This is a genomic window from Streptomyces sp. NPDC107522, assembly GCF_055657525.1.
The window spans coordinates 38732-57379 of the sequence record NZ_JBVKAU010000023.1 but is presented as its reverse complement, the minus strand read 5'-3'; the positions used below and the strand labels follow the sequence as shown (position 1 = coordinate 57379).

Genomic DNA, 18648 nt, shown 5'->3' with positions numbered 1-18648 from the left:
GCTGGGTGCTCAGCCTTCATATTTGGGCGACTACTTTTCGCCCAGTCCGCTTATTTGCTTACTCGATAGTCCGCGGTACGTTGCGGTTTCGGTCTTCTTCCGAGATCCAGGTCTCTTCATCCTCGACCAGGTAGTCGGGACGGTCGCCCCTGCTGTTCTCGTCCTCGGACCGTCGACCGTTGCGGCCGCCCATCCCCCCAGCACCGCCCGCCATGGCGCCGCGCTGGGTTCCGCCGCGACTGCCGTGCAGGCCTGCACCGCCACCGGCGCCCTTGCCAGCAACTCCCTTGGCCGCACCGACTACACCGCCGCGCGACTTCGCAAGAGCTCCACGGCCGCCAGCGCTAGCGCCGCCTCGTCCAGCCGCGCCAGCTCCGCCACCCCCCATACCGCCCATACCGGCACGGCCTGCAGCACCGCGGCCAGCCGCCGCGCCGCCACCAGCCAGACCGCCACGACCACCAGCAACTCCGATGCCGCCACGCCCGGCGGTGCCACCACGCCCGAGGCCGGATGCTCCGCCAGGAGCCACGACGCCAGGGCCCTGGGCTCCGCCGGCACCGACACCGCCGCCTCCGCCCCCTCCGATGCCAGGGCTCGCGCCAGGTCCCGTCCCCGTCAGGCCAGGCGAAATGCTGTCCACCTTCGTCTTGGCCGTCGGAAGCTGCGAGCCCCCCGTGATCCCAGGGTCACGGGGCACGGTGGGGGCGGGCTTGACGCTGGTCGTCGGCCCTGCGCTCCACGGCTTATTAACCGGCGTTGAACCGCTCGGGCGAGACGCACCTACACCAGGCGAGACGACAGGCGGCGGATACTCCACATCCCGGTTAGGCTCCTTGACTCCCTTGTCCGGGTTTTGAACTGGCGGGTTCTGGTTCAAGTTCCGCGTGATTCGCGCGTACTGAGCGCCCAGGTTCTCCATGACAGCGACGCCGTTGAGCTGAGCTTCTCGGCTGGCGCCAATCTTGCCTTCATTTTTCTGCGCAATCTGATCGGCGGTCATATTGCCTTGACGGAGATCGTTGGCTACTGCCGAACCGTCATCCCACTGCCAGTCGGTGAGACCATCGCCGATCTTGTCCAGAGTGCTGGGTTCCTCGATGGCATCCAGTTGCTCCTTGTACCTCCGCAACTGCGAGCCAGCATCGGCCATCTGTGAGCTGTTGAGGTCCGCATGCCAAGCTGTGTTTCGGATGCTCTGCGCGATTTCGCGAGCCTTCTTCTCGAAACTCCTGGCTGCTTCGCCCTCCCAGTGCGCCAGAACATTGTCGACTGCCTTGTCGAGCAGCCCAGCAATCCCGCCACCCTCGCCGCCGGCGAGAATTTCATTGACCTTGCCCCAGTGGCGGCCAACCTCCTCGATTGCCCCCGGGTTGGTGCCCTCAAGCATCTGCTTGAGCTCTTTAAGTGAGTAGTCGATGAATTGGGTCTTGGTTTGAGGCCGCACCGGATTCGCGGTGCAGGTGTCATACTCGATCTTGGGTGCGGGCAGTGCCTCGTCACCGGCCATTTTGAAACCTCCTTCGTAGGTGTTCCTCGATTTGGACTACTAGTCCCACTTGCCGGAGCCGCCGGAGTTACCACCCATTTGCTGCTTGTTCGCGTATTCCTGTTCGGTGTACTTATCTTTCACCTTGGAGGTGCTCTTGCCGAACTTATCGATCAGCTCATGCAGTCCCTCGATCGCGCCCTCAAGCTTGGTCTTCGAGTCTTTGTGGGCAGTATGAAGATCGCCCGCCTCCAGGAACATGCAAGTGTTCCCGAACGCATCCATCGGGATCTCCGTGTTGTACCGCGACGTCTGCCCCGCTTTATCCATATCGTCCAGCAGCGTCCAGAGCTTCCGGATGACCTCATCCAACGCGCTCAGATCAACGCGCATCCCGTTACTCATACCCCGTTGTCCTCTCCCCTGTATCTCAAGTTGTCAGCACCCACTCGGTGCCCAAGTCATCGCCCAACCCGACTACTACCCAGCAGCCCGCCCGGCCCGTACAGCCCGTCCGGACTCCCGATCTCGCCGGCTACGCCAGTCCCGCACAGCCACCCCACTCCCCGCAACCACAAGCGCCAGCGCAAACCCCGTGCCGAGCACATAAATTGCCACCCGGCGCTCCCGCTCCGCCTCGCTCTCCCCCATGGTCACAGCCATGGGCACGACCCCACCGGACCCCGCCGCAACCGGCGGATCCGGCTTGGGAGAAGTCGCCGGCTCGGAGTCGTCCGACAACGCGGCGACCGGATCGACCACACCCCACCCGATGTACCGGTTGGGTCCCCGCCCCGGCCGCTGGGCCGTTTCCTCGATGCGGGTGGCGATCTGGGCGGCGCTCCAGTCCTCGTGCTTCTCCTTCAGCAGAGCCGCTACGCCAGCCACATACGGCGCCGCGAAGCTCGTGCCGTCGGCTGTGCACTGGCCGTCCAAGGGGACGGTGGAGACCATGCCGACGCCGGGAGCCGCTACGTCGACGAAGTTGCCCGGCTGGGAGAAGAAGGCGCGTTCGTCGTTGCGGTCGGAGGCCGCGACCGCCAGGACGCCGTCGTACGAAGCGGGATACGTGTTCGCGGACTTGCCGTCGGCTCCGTCGTTGCCGGCGGCTGCCACGATCAGGGCGCCCGCCTTCACGGCTGCCGCGACAGCGTTCCGCAGTTCCAGGTTGTCTTCCTTGTTCGCGGTGTCCGAGGAGATGTTGATGATCTTCGCGCCCGCGGCGACCGCGGCGCTGATCGCCTGTGACATCGTCCGCGAGTTGCCCTGCTTCTCCCCCTCCCCGCCCGTGTAGCGGTAGGAGAGGATCTTGGCGTCGGGCGCGATGCCCACGAAACCCGTGCCCTTGAGCGGGCGGGCGGCGATGATGCCCGCCACCCGGGTGCCGTGACCTTCGATGTCCTTGGTGGGGGAGCCACCGACGTACGACTTGCCCCCTGCCACAGCGCTGGTCAGCTGCTTGTTGGACTTGTCGACGCCCGTGTCGATCACGGCGACCGTGACGCCCTTGCCCGTCGCCTTCTCCCACAGCTGGTCCAGGAGGATCCGCTGGAGCGACCAAGGCGTGGACTTGATGACGTCGCCTCCGAAGACGCACTCCGTGCTCGCCGACAGGCCGAAGTCCGGGCTCTCGGAGCGAGGGCTGTCCGGGGCGGCGAACGCCGGCGGCGCCGACGCAAGGCAGATTCCCGTCGCCGCGAGCACGCCAAAGACCCGCTGCAGTGCGCGGGTTCCACTGTTGCGGCCACTGCGGCCGTCGCGGCTACGCGTGTGGGCTGTTCGGCCCTTCACGTTCAGGCCCCTCATGTCCAGGCCCCCGGGGGCGTCCTTACTGCCTTGCTTCCTTCGAAGCTGGGTCATGTATGTGTCACGTGTGTGGCGATGGGTGTGAATGTTTTCGGGATTTGCTGTGTGCAACCCCGAATGTGGTCTGTACGGCCCCGAAGCAGAGGTCGGCCCAGCGGTCGCCGTGGCGTCCGCTGGGCCGATTCCCTTCATGTCATGTCCCTCGGATCGCCGACGGGCTACTGCCAGGTGCCGGCGTTGCTCTTCTCGGTCGCCTGGTAGTTCTCGGCCGCGCTCTGCAGCGCCGTGGAGATCTTCAGCAGGGTCGCGTGCAGGTCCGCGGCGGTCTTGTCCCACTCGCGCTGCTTGCGCTGGTAGCCCTCCTGCGCCTCACCTTCCCAGGTGTTGGCGACGCGCTTGACGGCGGCCTCGAGGTCGTCCAGCTGCTGCTTGATGCGGCCGGCGGTCGTCTTCACGTCCGTGGACGCGTTGGTGATCGTTGCGTAATTGACGAGGATCGACATCGTCATTCCCTTTCAGGAAGAAATCGAAGGAAGTCGGCGGGATTCAGGAAGATCAGGAACAAGCACCGAAGGACCTCGGAAATCAGGCAGAACCGAAGCCTTCGGACCGAACCGGCTCGATCAGCCGAAGTCCGACATGATCTTGCTGATCTCGGAGTTCTGCTGCTCTTCCGACGCGGAGTAGTTGCTCCGCGTGGAGTCCACGGCTTCCTTGATGTCGTTGAGGATGTCGCTCATCCTCTTCGCATCCGAGTTCCAGCGGTCCTGCAGCTGGCGGTAGGACTGGGCCGCCTGGCCCTGCCATCCGCCGGCGATCTGGTCGATCACTCCGTTGAGGCGGCGGATCTCGCCCTGCAGCTGACCGTTCACGGTGTTGATGTCACCGGAGAGCTTGGTGAGTTCGTCCTCTGTTACCCGGAACTGGCCGGCCATATGAACCTTCCCCCATGTCGTCGTTGGTCCGGGAAACCTGTGCCGGTCCCGGAGGAGCTTCGCACGCTTGAGCGCTGCAAACACTCTATCGTCAGCCTGTCACTCAACCACAGGCACGGCCAATCAGTTACACGGCTCACACACTTGGGCGATCATCTTGTGACCGGCGTGCCGTCTTACTCTCAAGTGCGTTTGCCCGTACGCCCGTTGGCCAATCACACCCGTCACTGGCTCTGCGGCTGCGCCGCGCTCGCCGTGTCCAGCGTGGGGCCCTTCGGGATGAACGTCGCCCAAGTCTGCGGTACGTACGCGGGCTTGGAGAGGTCCTCGTAACCAAGTCGCGTGCGCGCCTTGTCCGTCTCGCTGGCCTCGCCCTCGGAAGAGCCCGACGAGGACGAGCCCGCCGCACTGCCCTTCGCCTCGCTGTCGGGGCCCGCAGGCAGCGAGTACCTGAGGCCCGTGTCCGTCAGCAGGTACACGCGACCGCCGCCCCCGGTCGCACCGGTGATCTCCTGGAAGAGGAGACCCGAGCCGGACGAGACGTAGGCGCTCAGGGAGTCGGTGATGACCCTCTTGGGGTAGTTCTTGCCGGCCCAGGCAGCGAGCTGCGGCTTGTTGTTCTCGATGCCGCCCTTGTAGACGCTGCAGGAGGTGGTGAGGGCGTCGCCGCTCGGCGAGGACGCCGGGTTGGCCTGCCGCGGAACGGTGAGGGGCCAGCCCTTGTCGTCGTAGAAGCGGTCCGCAGAGCCGCCGTTGGCCTCGATGATCTCCGGGGTGCTCGCCTTGACGGGGGTGGTCCCGTCGTTGGCGACCAGCAGAGCGGCGACGAAGGGCGAGATGACGGCGACCCGGTCCTTGAGGACGACGTAGAACTGCTCGTTCTGCGCGTCCCGCGCCCTGAGCACCTGCCCAACCGTGGTCACCCCGGGGAGCCCCTGGACGGAGGTCGCGTCGCCGGCGTTCGGGACCGTCGGGAAGGTGATGTCCGTGCCCTTGTTGAGGGTGTTCAGCCACTCCTGGCTCACCGCCTGCGGCTGGGCCGTGGCACTGCTGCCGATGACCGCGGTACGCAGCTTCTCCATGGCGGTGTCGTCGAGGCCCGCCTCGCCGCCCAGCAGGAAGCGGTTGCCCCGGCCGTCGACCAGGTACTCGCGGCCCGTCTCGGTGTCCTTGACGTACAGGGCCTCGAGCGGGTTGACCTTCCCCGAGTTCTCCAGCGACTTGGCGTCGTCGGCGTCGAAGACGAAGACGGCGCGGTCGATGGCGCCCTCCTTGCCCGGCGCCGGGCGCTCGCACACCGCCCACGTCTTCGGCTTGTCCGCGTCGTCCTTGGAGGGCAGCCGGTCGGGGGCGTAGGGGATGCCGAGCGTCGCACCGTGCCGGATGCCGCTCTTGTCGATCTCCTTGCCGGGGACCTCGAGGACGGTGCCCTTGCCCTTGTCGAGCAGCAGCTTCGCGGAGGCGTAGTTGAGGACCGGGTGGAGGACCTTCTCCACCTTGTTCTTGTCCGGGTTCCCGTCGAGGACCACGTACCGCGTCGTGGAGTCGCTGTCGACGATGATGTACTGGCCCGGCGTGTCCCAGCCCTTGGGCGCCGTCGGCTTGATGACGCCCCAGGCGATGAAGCCGATCACCAGCACGATGCCCACCGCCAGGCTGGGCATCACCGTACGGACGGGACGCGGCGCGCCTTCCTCCGAGCCGCCCGGCGACGGAGCCAGGAAGGCCGCGACGGTGCGCTTGCGAGCGAAGGTGTAGGCGGCGAGCTCATCCCGACGCTGCTTTGCCATGGTCCCCGTTTCTCCCGTTTGTGATGCTCGATCGTGTTGCGGACTCAACGGTGTTCGGCGGTACTCGATCGCGTTTGTTACGACTTGACCGTGCTCTGAAGGCCGCTTCCGTCACGCAGCCACCTACTATGCCCTGCGCCACGCGGCCGTGATTCATCAGGTGTGCGGCCGACCCCGCATCTTCACAGAGCTTCACGACAGCGCTCCACCATGCGGGGTCGGTCCGTGAAACTCTGGTCACCTGGGGTTTCGGTGTCCCCTGTGTCGCCTCGCGTTCCGCAGCGGGTACCGTGAGCCACTCGTATGGCCGATGTGGGCCCGGTCAGCGGCCATTGCTTCGAACGGCCACTACTTCGCGAAAGGGATGTCCCGGGGGATGACCAGCGCTACGAGCACTCGGCGCGGACGCCGCGCACCGCAGCAACAGGGGGGTCCGAGCGGCAGCGGCAGACGTTCGTCGGCTGCCCAGGCCGCCCCGGTCGCCGCATCGCCGCGCACGTTGCCCCGCCCCGGCGGTCTGGGCCCGGTGCGGCTGCAGCAACTCATCCTGGTGGAGCTCGCGGCGGCGGTCATGCTGGCCGCCTGGGCCGCCGACCAGTCCTGGCTGCTGGTCCCCGCCGGTGTCGTGGCGGCACTGCTGCTGCTCCTGGCGGTCCTGCGCCGGGGTCGTCGTCCACTGCCGGAGTGGTACGAGACGTCGCGCGCGCTGAGGCAGCGCCGGCGCGACGCCAAGTTGCCCGTGCCGCCCGGGACGGACGCGATGCTGGCCCCCGTCGTGGAATGCGACCCCGCCCTGCGGACGTACAGCTTCGTGTCGCGTGACGACCGGTCGATCGGGATGATCGGCGACGGCACCTTCCTGACCGCCGTGCTCTTCGTGCAGCCGAGCGACGAGCCGCTGCGTCCGGCGGCCGCCGGGCGGCAGCTGCCGCTGCGGCTGATCCAGGACGCCCTGGAGGTCGACGGGATCCGCCTCGCTTCCGTGCAGGTCGTGCAGCACACCCAGCCCGCGCCGGCGCCGCACCTGCCGCAGCAGTCGCTCGCCGCGCGGTCGTACGGCCCCCTCCAGGCGCAGTCCGGTGCCCCCGCGCTCCGGCTCACCTGGGTCGCCCTCAAGCTCGACCCGGAGCTGTGCCCGGAGGCGGTTCAGGCCCGCGGGGACGGCGTTCCCGGCGCGCAGCGCGCACTGCTGCGCGTGGCCGACCAGTTGGCGAGCCGGCTGGCCGGCGCCGGCTTCAAGGCGACGATCCTGGACGAGACCGAGCTGGTGCACGCCCTCGCCACGTCCAGCTGCCTGAACCCGCGCGCCAACGCCCAGCACGGCCAGGACGGCCGGACCCAGCGCCGTACGGTCGAGGCGGTACGGACCTGGCGCGTCGACGACCGGTGGCACACGACGTACTGGGTGTCCCGCTGGCCGCAGTTGGGCGCCGGCGGTGTGGCGCTGCCCGAGCTCGTGACGCGGTTCACCTCGCTGCCGGTGCTCGCCACGACGTTCAGCATGACCCTGAGCAAGGCCGGCAACCGGGGTGTCTCCCTCACCGGGCACATCCGCGTCACCGCTCGCGGCGACAGTGAACTCGGCCAGGTGGGACGGGAGTTGGAGCGGGCCGCGAGTGCCGCGAAGGTCGGCCTCGTCCGTCTCGACCGGGAGCAGGTCCCCGGAGCCCTCGCCACTCTGCCGCTCGGAGGTACGTACTGATGTCCCACCCCGCCCCGACCATGCCCCAGGGACAGAACCAGGGACAGCAGGGCCGTACCCCCGGACGTACGCCCGCGCACGTGGCCTCGCCCACCGACACCGGCATGATCCCGATCATCCGGCAGCCGGAGCCGCCGCAGCAGCAACGCCGTATCTTCAGCCCGGGGTTCGGGCTGCGCGGCCCGCGCCGCAACCGCCATGTCGTCACCGCCGACGAACTCGCGGCGATCAGCATGCCGCTCGGTGACGACGGCGTGATCATCGGCACCGACCCGGAGTCCCAGCCGGCCGTGCTCGGTCTGTCCCGTCCGACTCCTTTCGACGTCGTCCTCGTGGGTGGTCTGTGGCTCGCCCAGGTACTGGCGTTGCGCGCCGCCGCGACCGGTGCGCGCGTCGGCGTCGAGACCGGACGTCCGCAGGCCTGGCAGCAGTTGGCCCAGGCGGCCGGCGGCGGCCAGCAGTGTGTGACGGTCTATCCGGTGGGCCGGGTGCCCGCGCAGGGGCCGTCGGTGTCGAGTCCGGTCGTGCTGTTCCGGGACTGCGGCATCCGTCCGCCGCGCGGGCGGGTGACGTCCGTGCCGTGGCAGGCCGTGGTGACGGTGCTGCCGTTCGTCAGCGAGCACGCGCCGCGTTGGCTGGCGCAGGCCCATCTCGTCGGGATCCAGCGCATCTCGCCGTACGAGACCGAGGTGGTGAAGGACACGCTGGGTGTCCCGGAGGAGCATCTTCAGCACCTTCCGACCCTTCACGACGGCGTCGCCCTGTGGTGCACTCGCAAGCACCACAAGTTCGTCATGACCGAACCCACGGATGCGGAGACGGGTCTGCTCGGTGTGGCCCGCCGTATGGACTGACGCGTCGGCCGGCTGACGCGTCGTCGTCTCCCGCGGCGGGGCGCGAACAAGCGGACAAGTCGTGCCCATAGGGCGTTTCCGTCCGCGCCCATGGGGGCTTTTCCGTCCCGCCATGCGAGTGATTAGGCTTCTGGTGGTGCGGTGACGATCGCAGTCGCGTGGGACTCGCCACTCGGTCCGCCCGGCCGCGACGACGACCAGCTCAGCAGCAGTGGCTGACCAGGAGGCAAGCAGTGAACAGGGATCGGTCCGAGTACAACGGCGGGAGCCCGACCTCGGACGGGGACGATCACGAGGTGGATCTCACCGGCGAGTTCGAAATCGTCTACACACCTCCCGCCTGGTACGCCCAAGGCACGCAGGGTGGCTCCACGGGCGGCGGACAGCAGGACGCCCCGCAGACGTCACCACCACCGCCGACCGGCCCACCCATCGGGTCGCCCACCGGACCGCCGGGCGGTCCCGCGGCGCAGGGTCCGGCACCGCACGCGCCCGCACCGGCGCAGCCGCCCGCGCAGCCCGCGCCGCAGGCTCCGGCACAGGGCGTGCCCGGCGCGAACCAGCAGGGCGCGGCCCCGGGTGGCTACGGATTCCCGCAGCAGCAGTCCACGCCGGGTGGCGCCCCCGCGGCAGCGCCCGGCGGCTACGGCTATCCCCAGCAGCCGGGCCAGGACACCTCCGGTGGCTACGGCTATCCCCAGCAGCAGCCCGGCCAGGGGACGTCCGGTGGCTTCGGCGCGCCCCAGCCGGGCCAGGACACCTCCGGCGGTTTCGGCGCCCCGCAGCAGCACACTCCTGCCCAGCCGCCCGCCGCCCCCGCGCAGCAGCACACTCCTGCCCAGCCGCCCACCGCCCCCGCGCAGCAGCACACGCCTGCCCCGGCGCCCGCCGCCCCCGCGCAGCCCGCCCCTGCCCAACCGCCCGCCGCCGCGCCCGGCTTCCCCGTGCTGCGCCCGGTCGACGAGGACGCCCAGGCAGCGGCCGCCCCCGCCCCGACCGCAACCCCGGCAGCCGGTGTCCCGGCGGCGCCCGCCCCCGAACAGCCCGCCCCTGCCCAGCCGGTGGCGGAGCAGCCTGAGGTCGAGCTCAACCACGCCGCCGCCGATGCCGAGGCGGCCCGGCTGTTCGGCGGTGGCGACGACGACGAGCCTGAGGAGCAGCGGAACGACGAGGCGGAGTCGGGTGACGCCGCCGCGTCCGCGACCGGTGCGGAGGGCGACGAGCCCACGCCGGTCCAGTCCGACGACTCCCCCGCGCAGCCCGATGCCGAGCCGGCGACGGCGCCGGCGCCGGCTGAAGCGGAGCAGCAGGCGGAGCCGGAGACGCAGCCCGCTCCGGCCGCCGCTGCCCCCACGGCCCCCGCACAGCCGCCCACGGCTCAGCCGCAGCCTCCGGCTCAGGCACAGCCCACGGCTCCGCCGCAGCAGCCGCAGGCCCAGCCCGCCGGACAGGTCCCCGGGGCGCCCCAGGCCAACCAGGCGCTTCCTCCGCTGCCCCAGGGCTTCGTGCCCGCGGACCCCGCCCACGGAGCACCGCAGCAGGCGGGCCACCCGGACCCCCAAGCCGCAGCAGCCGCACAGGCCGCTGCCGCCCAAGCCGGCGGATACGGCTACCCGCACCAGGCACCCGCCCAGCCGCAGCCCGGCCAGCAGGGACAGCCCGGCCAACCAACCCCGCCGCAGGGCGCGTTCGGCCCGGCCCACCCGCAGCCCGGCCACCCGGCGCAGCATCAGCCCCAGCACCCCGCAGCGCAGGCAGGCCAGCCCGCTCCGGTCGACCCGCGACAGGCACCCCAGCCCGCGCAGCAGCCCGCCCAGCCGCAGCCGCCCGCCCAGCCACAGGCCGCCGGCTACGGCTACCCCCAGCAGGCACCTCATCCCGCGCAGCCGCAGGGCGTACAGCCGCCCGCCGGTTACGGCTATCCGCAACAGGCGCCCGACCCGGCGCAGGCCGGTTACGGCTACCCGCCTCAACAGCAGCCGCAGCAGGCGGGCTACGGCTACCCGCAGCCCGCCCAGCAGCAGCCCGCGCCCGCGCAGCAGCCTCCGGCCCAGCCCGAGCAGCAGCAGGTGCCGCAGCAGCACCCCCAGCACAACCCCGCTGTCCCGCCCGCCGCCTACGGCAACCAGGGCGCCCAGGGCAACCAGGGCTGGAGCGCCCCGCCCGGCCCGCAGGCCGGCCCCGGTGCTCCCCAGCAGCAGCAAGCCGCGCCCGGCACGCCGCTCGGCTACAACGCCGCCGTGGAGCTGTCCTCCGACCGCCTCCTGCGCAACCAGCCGAAGGCCCGCAAGAACAACCAGGGCCCCTCGCGCTTCAAGCTCGGCGCCAAGAAGGAGCTGGCGGAGCGGGAGCGGAAGCTGCAGCTGATCCGTACGCCGGTGATGTCCTGCTACCGGATCGCGGTCATCAGCCTCAAGGGCGGCGTCGGCAAGACCACGACGACCATGTCGCTGGGCGCCACGCTCGCCACCGAGCGCCAGGACAAGATCCTCGCGATCGACGCCAACCCGGACGCCGGCACCCTCGGCCGACGGGTCCGGCGTGAGACGGGCGCGACGATCCGTGACCTGGTGCAGGCGATCCCGCAGCTGAACAGCTACATGGACATCCGCCGCTTCACCTCGCAGGCGCCCTCGGGTCTCGAGATCATCGCCAACGACGTGGACCCGGCGGTCTCCACCACCTTCAACGACCAGGACTACCGCAGCGCGCTCGACGTGCTGGGCCGGCAGTACCCGATCATCCTCACGGACTCGGGTACCGGTCTGCTCTACAGCGCCATGCGCGGAGTGCTGGATCTCGCCGACCAGTTGATCATCATCTCCACGCCGTCGGTGGACGGTGCGAGCAGCGCCTCGACGACGCTGGACTGGCTGTCGGCGAACGGCTTCGCCGACCTCGTCCAGCGGTCGGTCACCGTGATCTCCGGTGTCCGCGAGACGGGCAAGATGATCAAGGTGGAGGACATCGTCGCGCACTTCGAGACCCGCTGCCGCGGTGTCGTGGTGATCCCGTTCGACGAGCACCTGGCCGCGGGCGCCGAGGTGGACCTCGAGATGATGCGTCCCAAGACGCGCGAGGCCTACTTCGATCTCGCCGCGCTCATCGCCGAGGACATCGCGCGGACGCAGCAGGGCTTCGGCAACCCGAACATGCAGTACCAGCAGCAGCACCCCCAGCAGGGGTACGACCAGCACGCCCAGCAGGGCTACCCGCCCCAGCAGCAGCCGCAGCAGCCCTACGCCCAACCCGGTGGCGCCCCGCAGCCGGGACAGGGCTGGGGGCAGCCCCCGCAGCAGCCCGCACCGGGGCAGGGCTGGCAGCAGCAGCCGCCCCAGGACCCGCACCAGGGCCAGCCGCAGCAGGGCGTCGTACCGCCCGGCTGGACGCAGCAGTAGCGGACGGCTGGAAGAGAACCGGAAACAAGGAAGAGGGCCGGCACCTTCACGGTGCCGGCCCTCTGTCGTCGTGCCGTTCAGCCCGCGGCAGCGATGAGCTCCCGGCAGCGCTTCACGTCCTCGGCCATCTGCTCCAGCAGGGCTTCCAGCGACTCGAACTTCGCCTGGCCGCGCACGAAGGCGAGGAAGTCGACGGCGACGTGCAGGCCGTACAGGTCCAGCCCCACCCGGTCGATCGCGTACGCCTCCACCGTGCGCTCGGTGCCGTCGAACTGCGGGTTCGTGCCGACGGAGATCGCGGCCGGCATCGCCTCGCCCTGGGCGTGCAGCCAGCCGGCGTAGACGCCGTCGGCGGGGATGGCGGTGTGGGGCAGCGTCTCGACGTTGGCGGTCGGGAAACCGAGCTCCCGTCCCCGCTGCGCCCCTCGTACGACGACACCCTCCACCCGGTGCGGCCGGCCCAGGATCTCGGCCGCGCCCTGGACATCGCCCTCGGCGACCAGGCGCCGGGTCAGGGTCGAGGAGAACGGCTCGCCGCCGCCCGCCTCACCGGTCACGTACAGGTCGACGACCTCGACCTCGAAGTCGTAGACCTTGCCCTGCTCGGCGAGGAACTCGACGTTGCCCGCCGCGCGGTGGCCGAAGCGGAAGTTGGGGCCCTCGACGACCGCCTTGGCATGCAGCTTGTCGACCAGGACCTTCACCACGAACTCGGCCGGCGACAGCTTCGAGAACTCGGTCGTGAAGGGCAGGATCAGCACCGCGTCCACGCCCTGTTCGCCCATCAGCTCGGCGCGGCGGTGGTGCGGGGCCAGCAGGGGCGGGTGGCTGCCGGGGCGGACGACCTCGCTGGGGTGCGGGTCGAAGGTGACGACGACGGCGGGGACGCCCAGCTCGCGGGCGCGGTCCACGGCATGCCGGATGATCAGCTGGTGCCCGCGGTGCACACCGTCGTAGGAGCCGATGGTGACGACGCTGCGCCCCCAGTCCTGGGGGATGTCCTCCAAGCCACGCCAGCGCTGCACTGTGCCTGCTCCTTGTCGCAAACTCGTCGAACCGGTGTCCGTCTGTGCCTCAGACGCTCTTACGCAGGTCTAAGGGTGCCATGCCGGACGCCTCGGGCCCGCATCGGCATGGTGGCTGTGACCGGGTGCACGTGACGACGCGCCGGTCATGCGGGAACTCGTACGCCGGCCAGGTTCTCGATCATCCGGCGGGTGCTCGGGCCGACGACCGCCGACCACTCCTGCGGGGCCTCGGTCAGCCAGCCGGCGACCCGCCCGGCGAACCCGGGGACACGGCGGCCCAGGTCGACCAGGCCACGGTCGAAGCGGGCCGCGCCGTCCGGGGTGCGGACGAGCAGCAGACCGGTGTGGTGGACGAGGCCGCGGAGGTCGTCGTCCGCCCGGTCTCCGCCGCGCTGAACGGTGGCCTGCAGGAAGGCGTCCAGGACGGCGGGGGCGCGTTCGTGGCCGAGGAGGACGTCGCGGAGTTCGCGGCGCAGGGGGCGGGACTCGGGTGTGCCGGGCAGTGCGAGTACGGCGGCGAGAGCGGCCCGCACCTGTTCCACGCCGCCCCGCAGCAGGCCGGTGACCAGCGGCAGGAGTACGGCGCGTGCGGTGGGGCCCTGGTCGAGGCGCCGGTCGACGTACGCGGCCACGTCGGTGGCGGTCTCGGGGCGCCGCTGGACCGCCTCCCGGACGAGGGCGGCGACGCGGAGGGCGAGGCCGGGCGTGGTGACGTCGGCGAGGGTGCGCAGCGCCTGCCCCGGGTCGGGTCGGTTCAGGCGGTCGCGGAAGGCGTCCAGGACCGGCTCGGGGTGGGTGGCCAGGGCGGCGAGCAGGGCGCTGGGCGGGAAGTGCGGGTCGGCGTCGGTGAACAGGGCCAGCGCCTGCGGGAGGTGGCGGGCACGGGTGCGTGGATCCCGGACGAGCAGGGCGACCGCGCCGCTGTGCAGGGTGCAGTCGGCGGGGCGGGCGAGCAGGGCGAGGGCGGCGTAGCGGAGGAGCTCGCGGTCGGCCTCGGTGTGGACGTGGGGCGCGGCGCGCAGCGCGTACGCCATGGCCGCGACGCGCCGCCCGGGCCGCTCGTCGTGCGTCCAGCGGTCGACGGCCCGGCAGACGGCGGACGGTTCCTCTTCGGCCAGTACGGCGAGGAGTTCGTCGGCCTTGCGGTGCGCGCTGTCGACGAGCGTCTCGGTGAGGTCGTCGAGGGCGCGGTGGCGGTGGGCGTAGAGCAGGGCCTGGGCCGCGCGGGCGACGGTTGCGTGGGGGGTGGCGGGCAGGGGGCGGTCGTCGTCGAACCAGCGGGTGAGGTGGGGTTGTACGGCGGTGGGGGTGGTGGCGAGGAGGTGGGCCACGGCGTCGAGGTAGCGAGGCGTGTGGGAGGGGGGTGCGGTGGAGTCGGGCGAGGGCGAGCAGGCCGTGCACCACAGGTGCCCACGCGCCGGACAGCCCCGCCGCCGGCAGGGGGCGGTCGGGTGGGCCTCGCCCGGGACGCTGTCGGTCTCGTGCGGTGGCCCGTCGGCGCGGACGAGGTCGCTGAGGAGGGTGAAGCGGTCGGTGTCCGGGAGGCGGAGGGCGGTCCAGAAGCCGGGGTGGAACTCCGAAGGTGCGGGGCGTTCCTGGTGCCGCCAGGCCACGATGCGGTCGGCGAGCAGGCGCAGGACGTCCAGGTACGGCGTCGCGTCCGGGACGCGCAGCACGGTCTCGGCGAGGAGGCGGGCGGCCCACCAGGAGTGCCGGTCGGCGTCGAGGGCGTGCGTCAACTCATCCAGTCGGCGGGCGAGTTGGGCCGTGCCGTGCTGACGGGCCAGGAGCAGCAGGGCCTGCACGACGGGGCCGATGCGGTGGTGCGGCACGGGTACGGGGTGCGCGGCGTCGGGTTCGGTGCGGCTGCGGTGGACCAGGGCCTGGAGGGCCTCGTCCAGGTCGAGGTGCATGCCCTGGATCCAGTCGGCGAGTTCCTCGTGGGCGAAGCGGTAGCCGTTGCCGGCGGGGACGAGGAGGCCTTCGGTGAGGACGGCGGAGGCCCAGCCGGTGCCGCCGCCGAGCCTCGCGGGGGCGGGGCCCCAGGGGAACACGTCCTCGAAGGACGGACGGTCCAGCTCTCCCTGGCCCGGGCCGAGGCTGCGGCGGGCGGCCTCGTGGACCTGGCCGGACACCTTGGCGGCGAGGCGGCGTACGGCTGTGCCGCGCAGGCCGTTCTCGGCGGCGAGGCGGACGGCGATGCGGAGGCACATGAGGTCGAGGTGGGCGGAGAGGACGTCGTAGCGGTCGAGTGGGGGGTGGGGGGTGTCGGGGAGGGCGGCGCGGACCTCGGAGAGGAGGCGGAGGGTGAGGGGGTGGCGGGCGTCGGGGGTGGTGAGAGCGTCTTCCGGGATGCCGTAGCGGGTGCGGGCCTGGTGGGCCTCGTCGGGGGAGAGGTCGCCGAGCGGCACGCAGGGTGGGAGGCGCCGGGAGTACGCGCGCCCTGAAGGGGTCTCGTCCTCAAACGCCGGACGGGCTGACATGCCGGCGTCGAGAGGTGCAGCCTCCCCGTCCTCGAGCTCCCCACCCCTGTACAGCAGCTCCTCCGGAAACTCCGCCCCCGCCCCCTCCCAGTACTCCGCCCTGCACGCCACCACCAACCGAGTCCCCGTCTCCCGCAGCCACCGCGTCGTGCCGTCCGTCCAGGCCGCGAGGCGGTGGGACAGGAGTGGGGGCATTTCCTCGGGGCCGTCGAGGAGGAGCAGGAGGGGGCGGCCGGTGGTGTGGGAGAGGTGGGCCAGGCGTTCGGGGGTCGTGTCGCCCAGGGTGGTGGGGTCGGCGGAGGTCGACGCCGCCACGATGCGGGCCGCTCGGGTGAGGGCCCGGCGCGCGGCGTCGGCCACGGAGGTGTCGTCGTCCTTCAGGTCGGCGCCGCGCAGCCACAGCGTGGGGGCGGGTTCCGGGCCGCGGTGGCGGCGGACGGCCAGAGCCGCGAGTTCGGTCGTACGGCCGCTGCCGGGAGGCCCGACCAGGCCCAGGACCGCGGCCCCGCTCTCGGCGAAGGCGTCGAACTCCCTTGCTACCGAGGACCTTTCGACCGGGGCCACCGCCCCCGCTCCCCCGGCCTCCACGCGGCCCACGCAGCCCGCCAGTGCCCCCGGCGGACCGTCCTGCCCGATCGACGTGGCCGTCAGCTCCAGTACGCCCGCCAGGTTCAGGTCGGCTCCGTACGCGGGCACGGTCGCCGCGTTCTCCGCGAGCAGCTCGGCCAGCGCACCGTCGGGCGGGACGCAGTTCAGCAGCGGCACGGCGAACCCGGCGTCACGGTCGCCGGACCTCAGGGCCGTGCCGAGGACGCCCACCACCGCCCCGGTCCCGGCGTCGAGCACGGGTCCCCCGGCCGCCCCTCCGCCCAGCCGCAGCGCGTCCCGGCCCGCCGTGCCGATCGCCAGCTCCAGGGCGCCCTCGAGGAGGTGGAAGCCGCCGGTCGCCGTGTACGTCACGGACGCCGCGCCCAGCACCCGCGCCTCCCGCCATCCGCCGGCGGCGATCCGGACGTAGGCGCCGGTCTCGATCCGTTCCCGCACGGTCACCGGCAGCGGCTCCACGCCCAGGCCTTCCGTGCGTACGAGGGCCAGGTCCAGCTCCGGCAACGGGGTCACGGCACTCGCGGGAACCACACAGCTCCGGTCGCCCTCGGCGGCGTGCAGGACCAGTCGGGACAGCCCGTCGACCACCTCGTGGCTGGTGACGATGGTGCCGCGGTGGTCGGCCACGAAGCCGAGGCCGCGGGGCCGCCCGGCCAGGTCGTGGATGCGGACCAGAGCGTCGCCGCGGACACGGCCGGCCGGCGCGTCACCGTCCGAGTGTTCGCCGGCATGCCTCGGCCCGCGTGCGTGGCGAGCCCGGTCGTCGTCGTGGGACCGGGAGCAGTGGGGGTGCCGTGCGCAGCCGTCCTTCTCGGACCGGCCCGTCCCGTCCGGCGTCTCCCCCGGACCGGATGAGTCCCCCAGATCCCGAACACCCCAGGGGGCGTCCCGCGGGCCCCGTCCCGCCATCGTCGAACCTCCCCGCCATGCGCCCGTACGCCCATACACTCGCGCCCTGTTTTTTCGACAGTAGGCACCAAGTGATCAGCGGGACAGATCGCCCGGCGAACGCGCCCCCTTCCGCTCCCTCGGTTCACTCCGAGCGCCCGCACGGACGGGTGAACAGACGGGGGTCGCTGGATACACCCTAGAGGTGGGGGAACCGAGGGGGGACCGTGGAGCGGCGGGCAGAGGACAACCCCGTGACCGCCGCTCCACGGGCAGGCACCCGGCAGGGGCCAGACAGCCTCAGCCGAAGACGGCCAGGCTCTTCGCCTTGCCCTTGTGCTGCTCCACGAGCGCGAGGAAACGGCCCTCGGGGTCGAAGACGGCGACGGGACCGGCACCGGCGTACTCGTCGGGCATGTCGAGGCGGACGCCGTTCGTCAGCAGGCGGGCACGGCGGGCGTCCACGTCCCAGCGTGGGAACGCGGCCGCGGCGGCCTCGGCGATCGGCATCACCGTCAGTTCCTGCTGCAGCTGGTCCAGCGTCTTCGCGGAGTCCAGCTTGTACGGGCCGACGCGGGTGCGGCGCAGCGCCGTGAGGTGACCGCCGACGCCCAGGTCGGCACCGAGGTCACGGGCCAGGGCACGGATGTACGTGCCCGAGGAGCAGACCACCGACACGACCAGGTCGAGAACGGCGGTGCCGTCGTCGGCGACGGCGTCCCGGACGTCGTACACCGAGAAGGACGAGACGGTGACCGGCCGGGCGGGAATGTCGAAGTCCTCGCCGTCCCGCGCCCGCTTGTAGGAGCGCACGCCGTCGATCTTGATGGCGCTGACCTTGGACGGCACCTGCATGATGTCGCCGGTCAGCTTGGCGATCCCGGCGTCGATGGCGTCGCGGGTGACCTTCGAGGCGTCGGCCGCCCCCGTGATCTCGCCCTCGGCGTCGTCGGTGATGGTGGTCTGGCCGAGGCGGATGGTGCCCAGGTACTCCTTCTCGGTCAGGGCCAGATGACCGAGGAGCTTCGTCGCCTTCTCGACGCCGAGGACGAGGACGCCCGTCGCCATGGGGTCGAGGGTGCCGGCGTGCCCGACGCGGCGGGTGCGCGCGATGCCGCGCATCTTGGCGACCACGTCGTGCGAAGTGAAGCCCGACGGCTTGTCGACGATGACAAGGCCGTCGGGCGTGGTGTGCTTCTGCGTCATTCCGCGGTGTCGCCGTCCGTCTCGTCCTCGGAGCCCGGCTTGCGGTACGGGTCCGCCTCACCGGCGTACTTCGCGCCCGCGGACACCTCGCGCACCTTCTCGTCGGACTGGCGCGCCTTGTCGAGGAGGTCCTCGATGGTGCGGGCGGTGTCCGGCAGGGCGTCGGCGACGAAGGTGAGGGTCGGCGTGAACTTCACGCCCGCGGCCGCCCCGACGGCCGAGCGGAGCACGCCCTTGGCGCTCTCCAGTCCGGCCGCGGCGGCTGCCCGCTCCTCGTCGTCCCCGTACACCGTGTAGAAGACGGTCGCCTCCCGCAGGTCACCCGTGACCCGGGCGTCCGTGATGGTGACGTGCGAGCCGAGCCGCGGGTCCTTGATCCCGCGCTGCAGCTTCTGGGCCACCACCTCTCGGATGAGGTCCGCCAGCCTTTTAGCCCGCGCGTTGTCGGCCACTGGTCCGTCTC

General features: G+C 71.3%; 13 protein-coding genes. 3 read left to right on the top strand and 10 right to left on the bottom strand.

Going from position 1 to position 18648, the window contains the following annotated elements:
- Positions 1–58: 58 nt before the first annotated feature.
- From ACZ7L6_RS39790 to eccB, 6 genes are all read right to left on the bottom strand, one after another.
- Positions 59–1510 (bottom strand): hypothetical protein, encoded by a 1452-nt coding sequence (locus ACZ7L6_RS39790; RefSeq protein WP_471932778.1) that lies wholly within the window; start codon positions 1508–1510, stop codon positions 59–61.
- 39 nt (positions 1511–1549) lie between these two features.
- The gene (locus ACZ7L6_RS39785) at positions 1550–1894 is read right to left on the bottom strand and encodes a hypothetical protein (protein WP_471932776.1); all 345 of its coding nucleotides are present in this window, start codon (positions 1892–1894) and stop codon (positions 1550–1552) included.
- 75 nt (positions 1895–1969) lie between these two features.
- Positions 1970–3193, bottom strand: coding sequence for a type VII secretion-associated serine protease mycosin (gene mycP / locus ACZ7L6_RS39780; protein WP_471932774.1), 1224 nt, complete (start codon positions 3191–3193; stop codon positions 1970–1972).
- A 320-nt stretch (positions 3194–3513) separates the two neighbouring features.
- Positions 3514–3804 (bottom strand): WXG100 family type VII secretion target, encoded by a 291-nt coding sequence (locus tag ACZ7L6_RS39775; RefSeq protein WP_471932772.1) that lies wholly within the window; start codon positions 3802–3804, stop codon positions 3514–3516.
- Between the two features lie 114 nt (positions 3805–3918).
- A complete protein-coding gene (locus ACZ7L6_RS39770; RefSeq protein ID WP_189220569.1) occupies positions 3919–4230 on the bottom strand; it encodes a WXG100 family type VII secretion target in 312 nt (103 codons plus the stop codon).
- Between the two features lie 224 nt (positions 4231–4454).
- Complete coding sequence (eccB, locus tag ACZ7L6_RS39765) at positions 4455–6020, bottom strand: type VII secretion protein EccB (protein WP_471932770.1); 1566 nt, start codon at positions 6018–6020, stop codon at positions 4455–4457.
- A gap of 376 nt (positions 6021–6396) precedes the next feature.
- On the opposite strand from eccB, the gene eccE reads away from it, so the two are divergent.
- From eccE to ACZ7L6_RS39750, 3 genes are all read left to right on the top strand, one after another.
- On the top strand, positions 6397–7722 hold the full coding sequence (eccE, locus tag ACZ7L6_RS39760) for a type VII secretion protein EccE (RefSeq protein ID WP_471932768.1): 1326 nt from the start codon (positions 6397–6399) through the stop codon (positions 7720–7722).
- Positions 7722–8576 (top strand): hypothetical protein, encoded by an 855-nt coding sequence (locus tag ACZ7L6_RS39755; protein WP_471932766.1) that lies wholly within the window; start codon positions 7722–7724, stop codon positions 8574–8576. Before eccE ends, ACZ7L6_RS39755 begins: the two co-directional genes overlap by 1 nt.
- A gap of 233 nt (positions 8577–8809) precedes the next feature.
- Entirely contained in the window at positions 8810–11974 is a 3165-nt protein-coding gene (locus tag ACZ7L6_RS39750; RefSeq protein WP_471932764.1) for an SCO5717 family growth-regulating ATPase, read from the top strand.
- A 77-nt stretch (positions 11975–12051) separates the two neighbouring features.
- Here the strand turns inward: ACZ7L6_RS39750 and ACZ7L6_RS39745 are convergent, their stop codons facing one another.
- The 4 genes from ACZ7L6_RS39745 to rbfA all read right to left on the bottom strand — a co-directional run bounded on the left by ACZ7L6_RS39745 (position 12052) and on the right by rbfA (position 18637).
- Complete coding sequence (locus ACZ7L6_RS39745; protein WP_471932762.1) at positions 12052–12999, bottom strand: bifunctional riboflavin kinase/FAD synthetase; 948 nt, start codon at positions 12997–12999, stop codon at positions 12052–12054.
- A gap of 146 nt (positions 13000–13145) precedes the next feature.
- Positions 13146–17000 carry a trypsin-like peptidase domain-containing protein gene (locus ACZ7L6_RS39740; protein WP_471932760.1) on the bottom strand — a complete coding sequence of 1285 codons (3855 nt, stop codon included), beginning with the start codon at positions 16998–17000 and terminating at the stop codon, positions 13146–13148.
- Between the two features lie 279 nt (positions 17001–17279).
- Positions 17280–18185 carry a tRNA pseudouridine(55) synthase TruB gene (gene truB, locus ACZ7L6_RS39735; RefSeq protein WP_471932758.1) on the bottom strand — a complete coding sequence of 302 codons (906 nt, stop codon included), beginning with the start codon at positions 18183–18185 and terminating at the stop codon, positions 17280–17282.
- Positions 18182–18637 carry a 30S ribosome-binding factor RbfA gene (gene rbfA / locus ACZ7L6_RS39730; RefSeq protein WP_471932756.1) on the bottom strand — a complete coding sequence of 152 codons (456 nt, stop codon included), beginning with the start codon at positions 18635–18637 and terminating at the stop codon, positions 18182–18184. Before rbfA ends, truB begins: the two co-directional genes overlap by 4 nt.
- Positions 18638–18648: the final 11 nt, after the last annotated feature.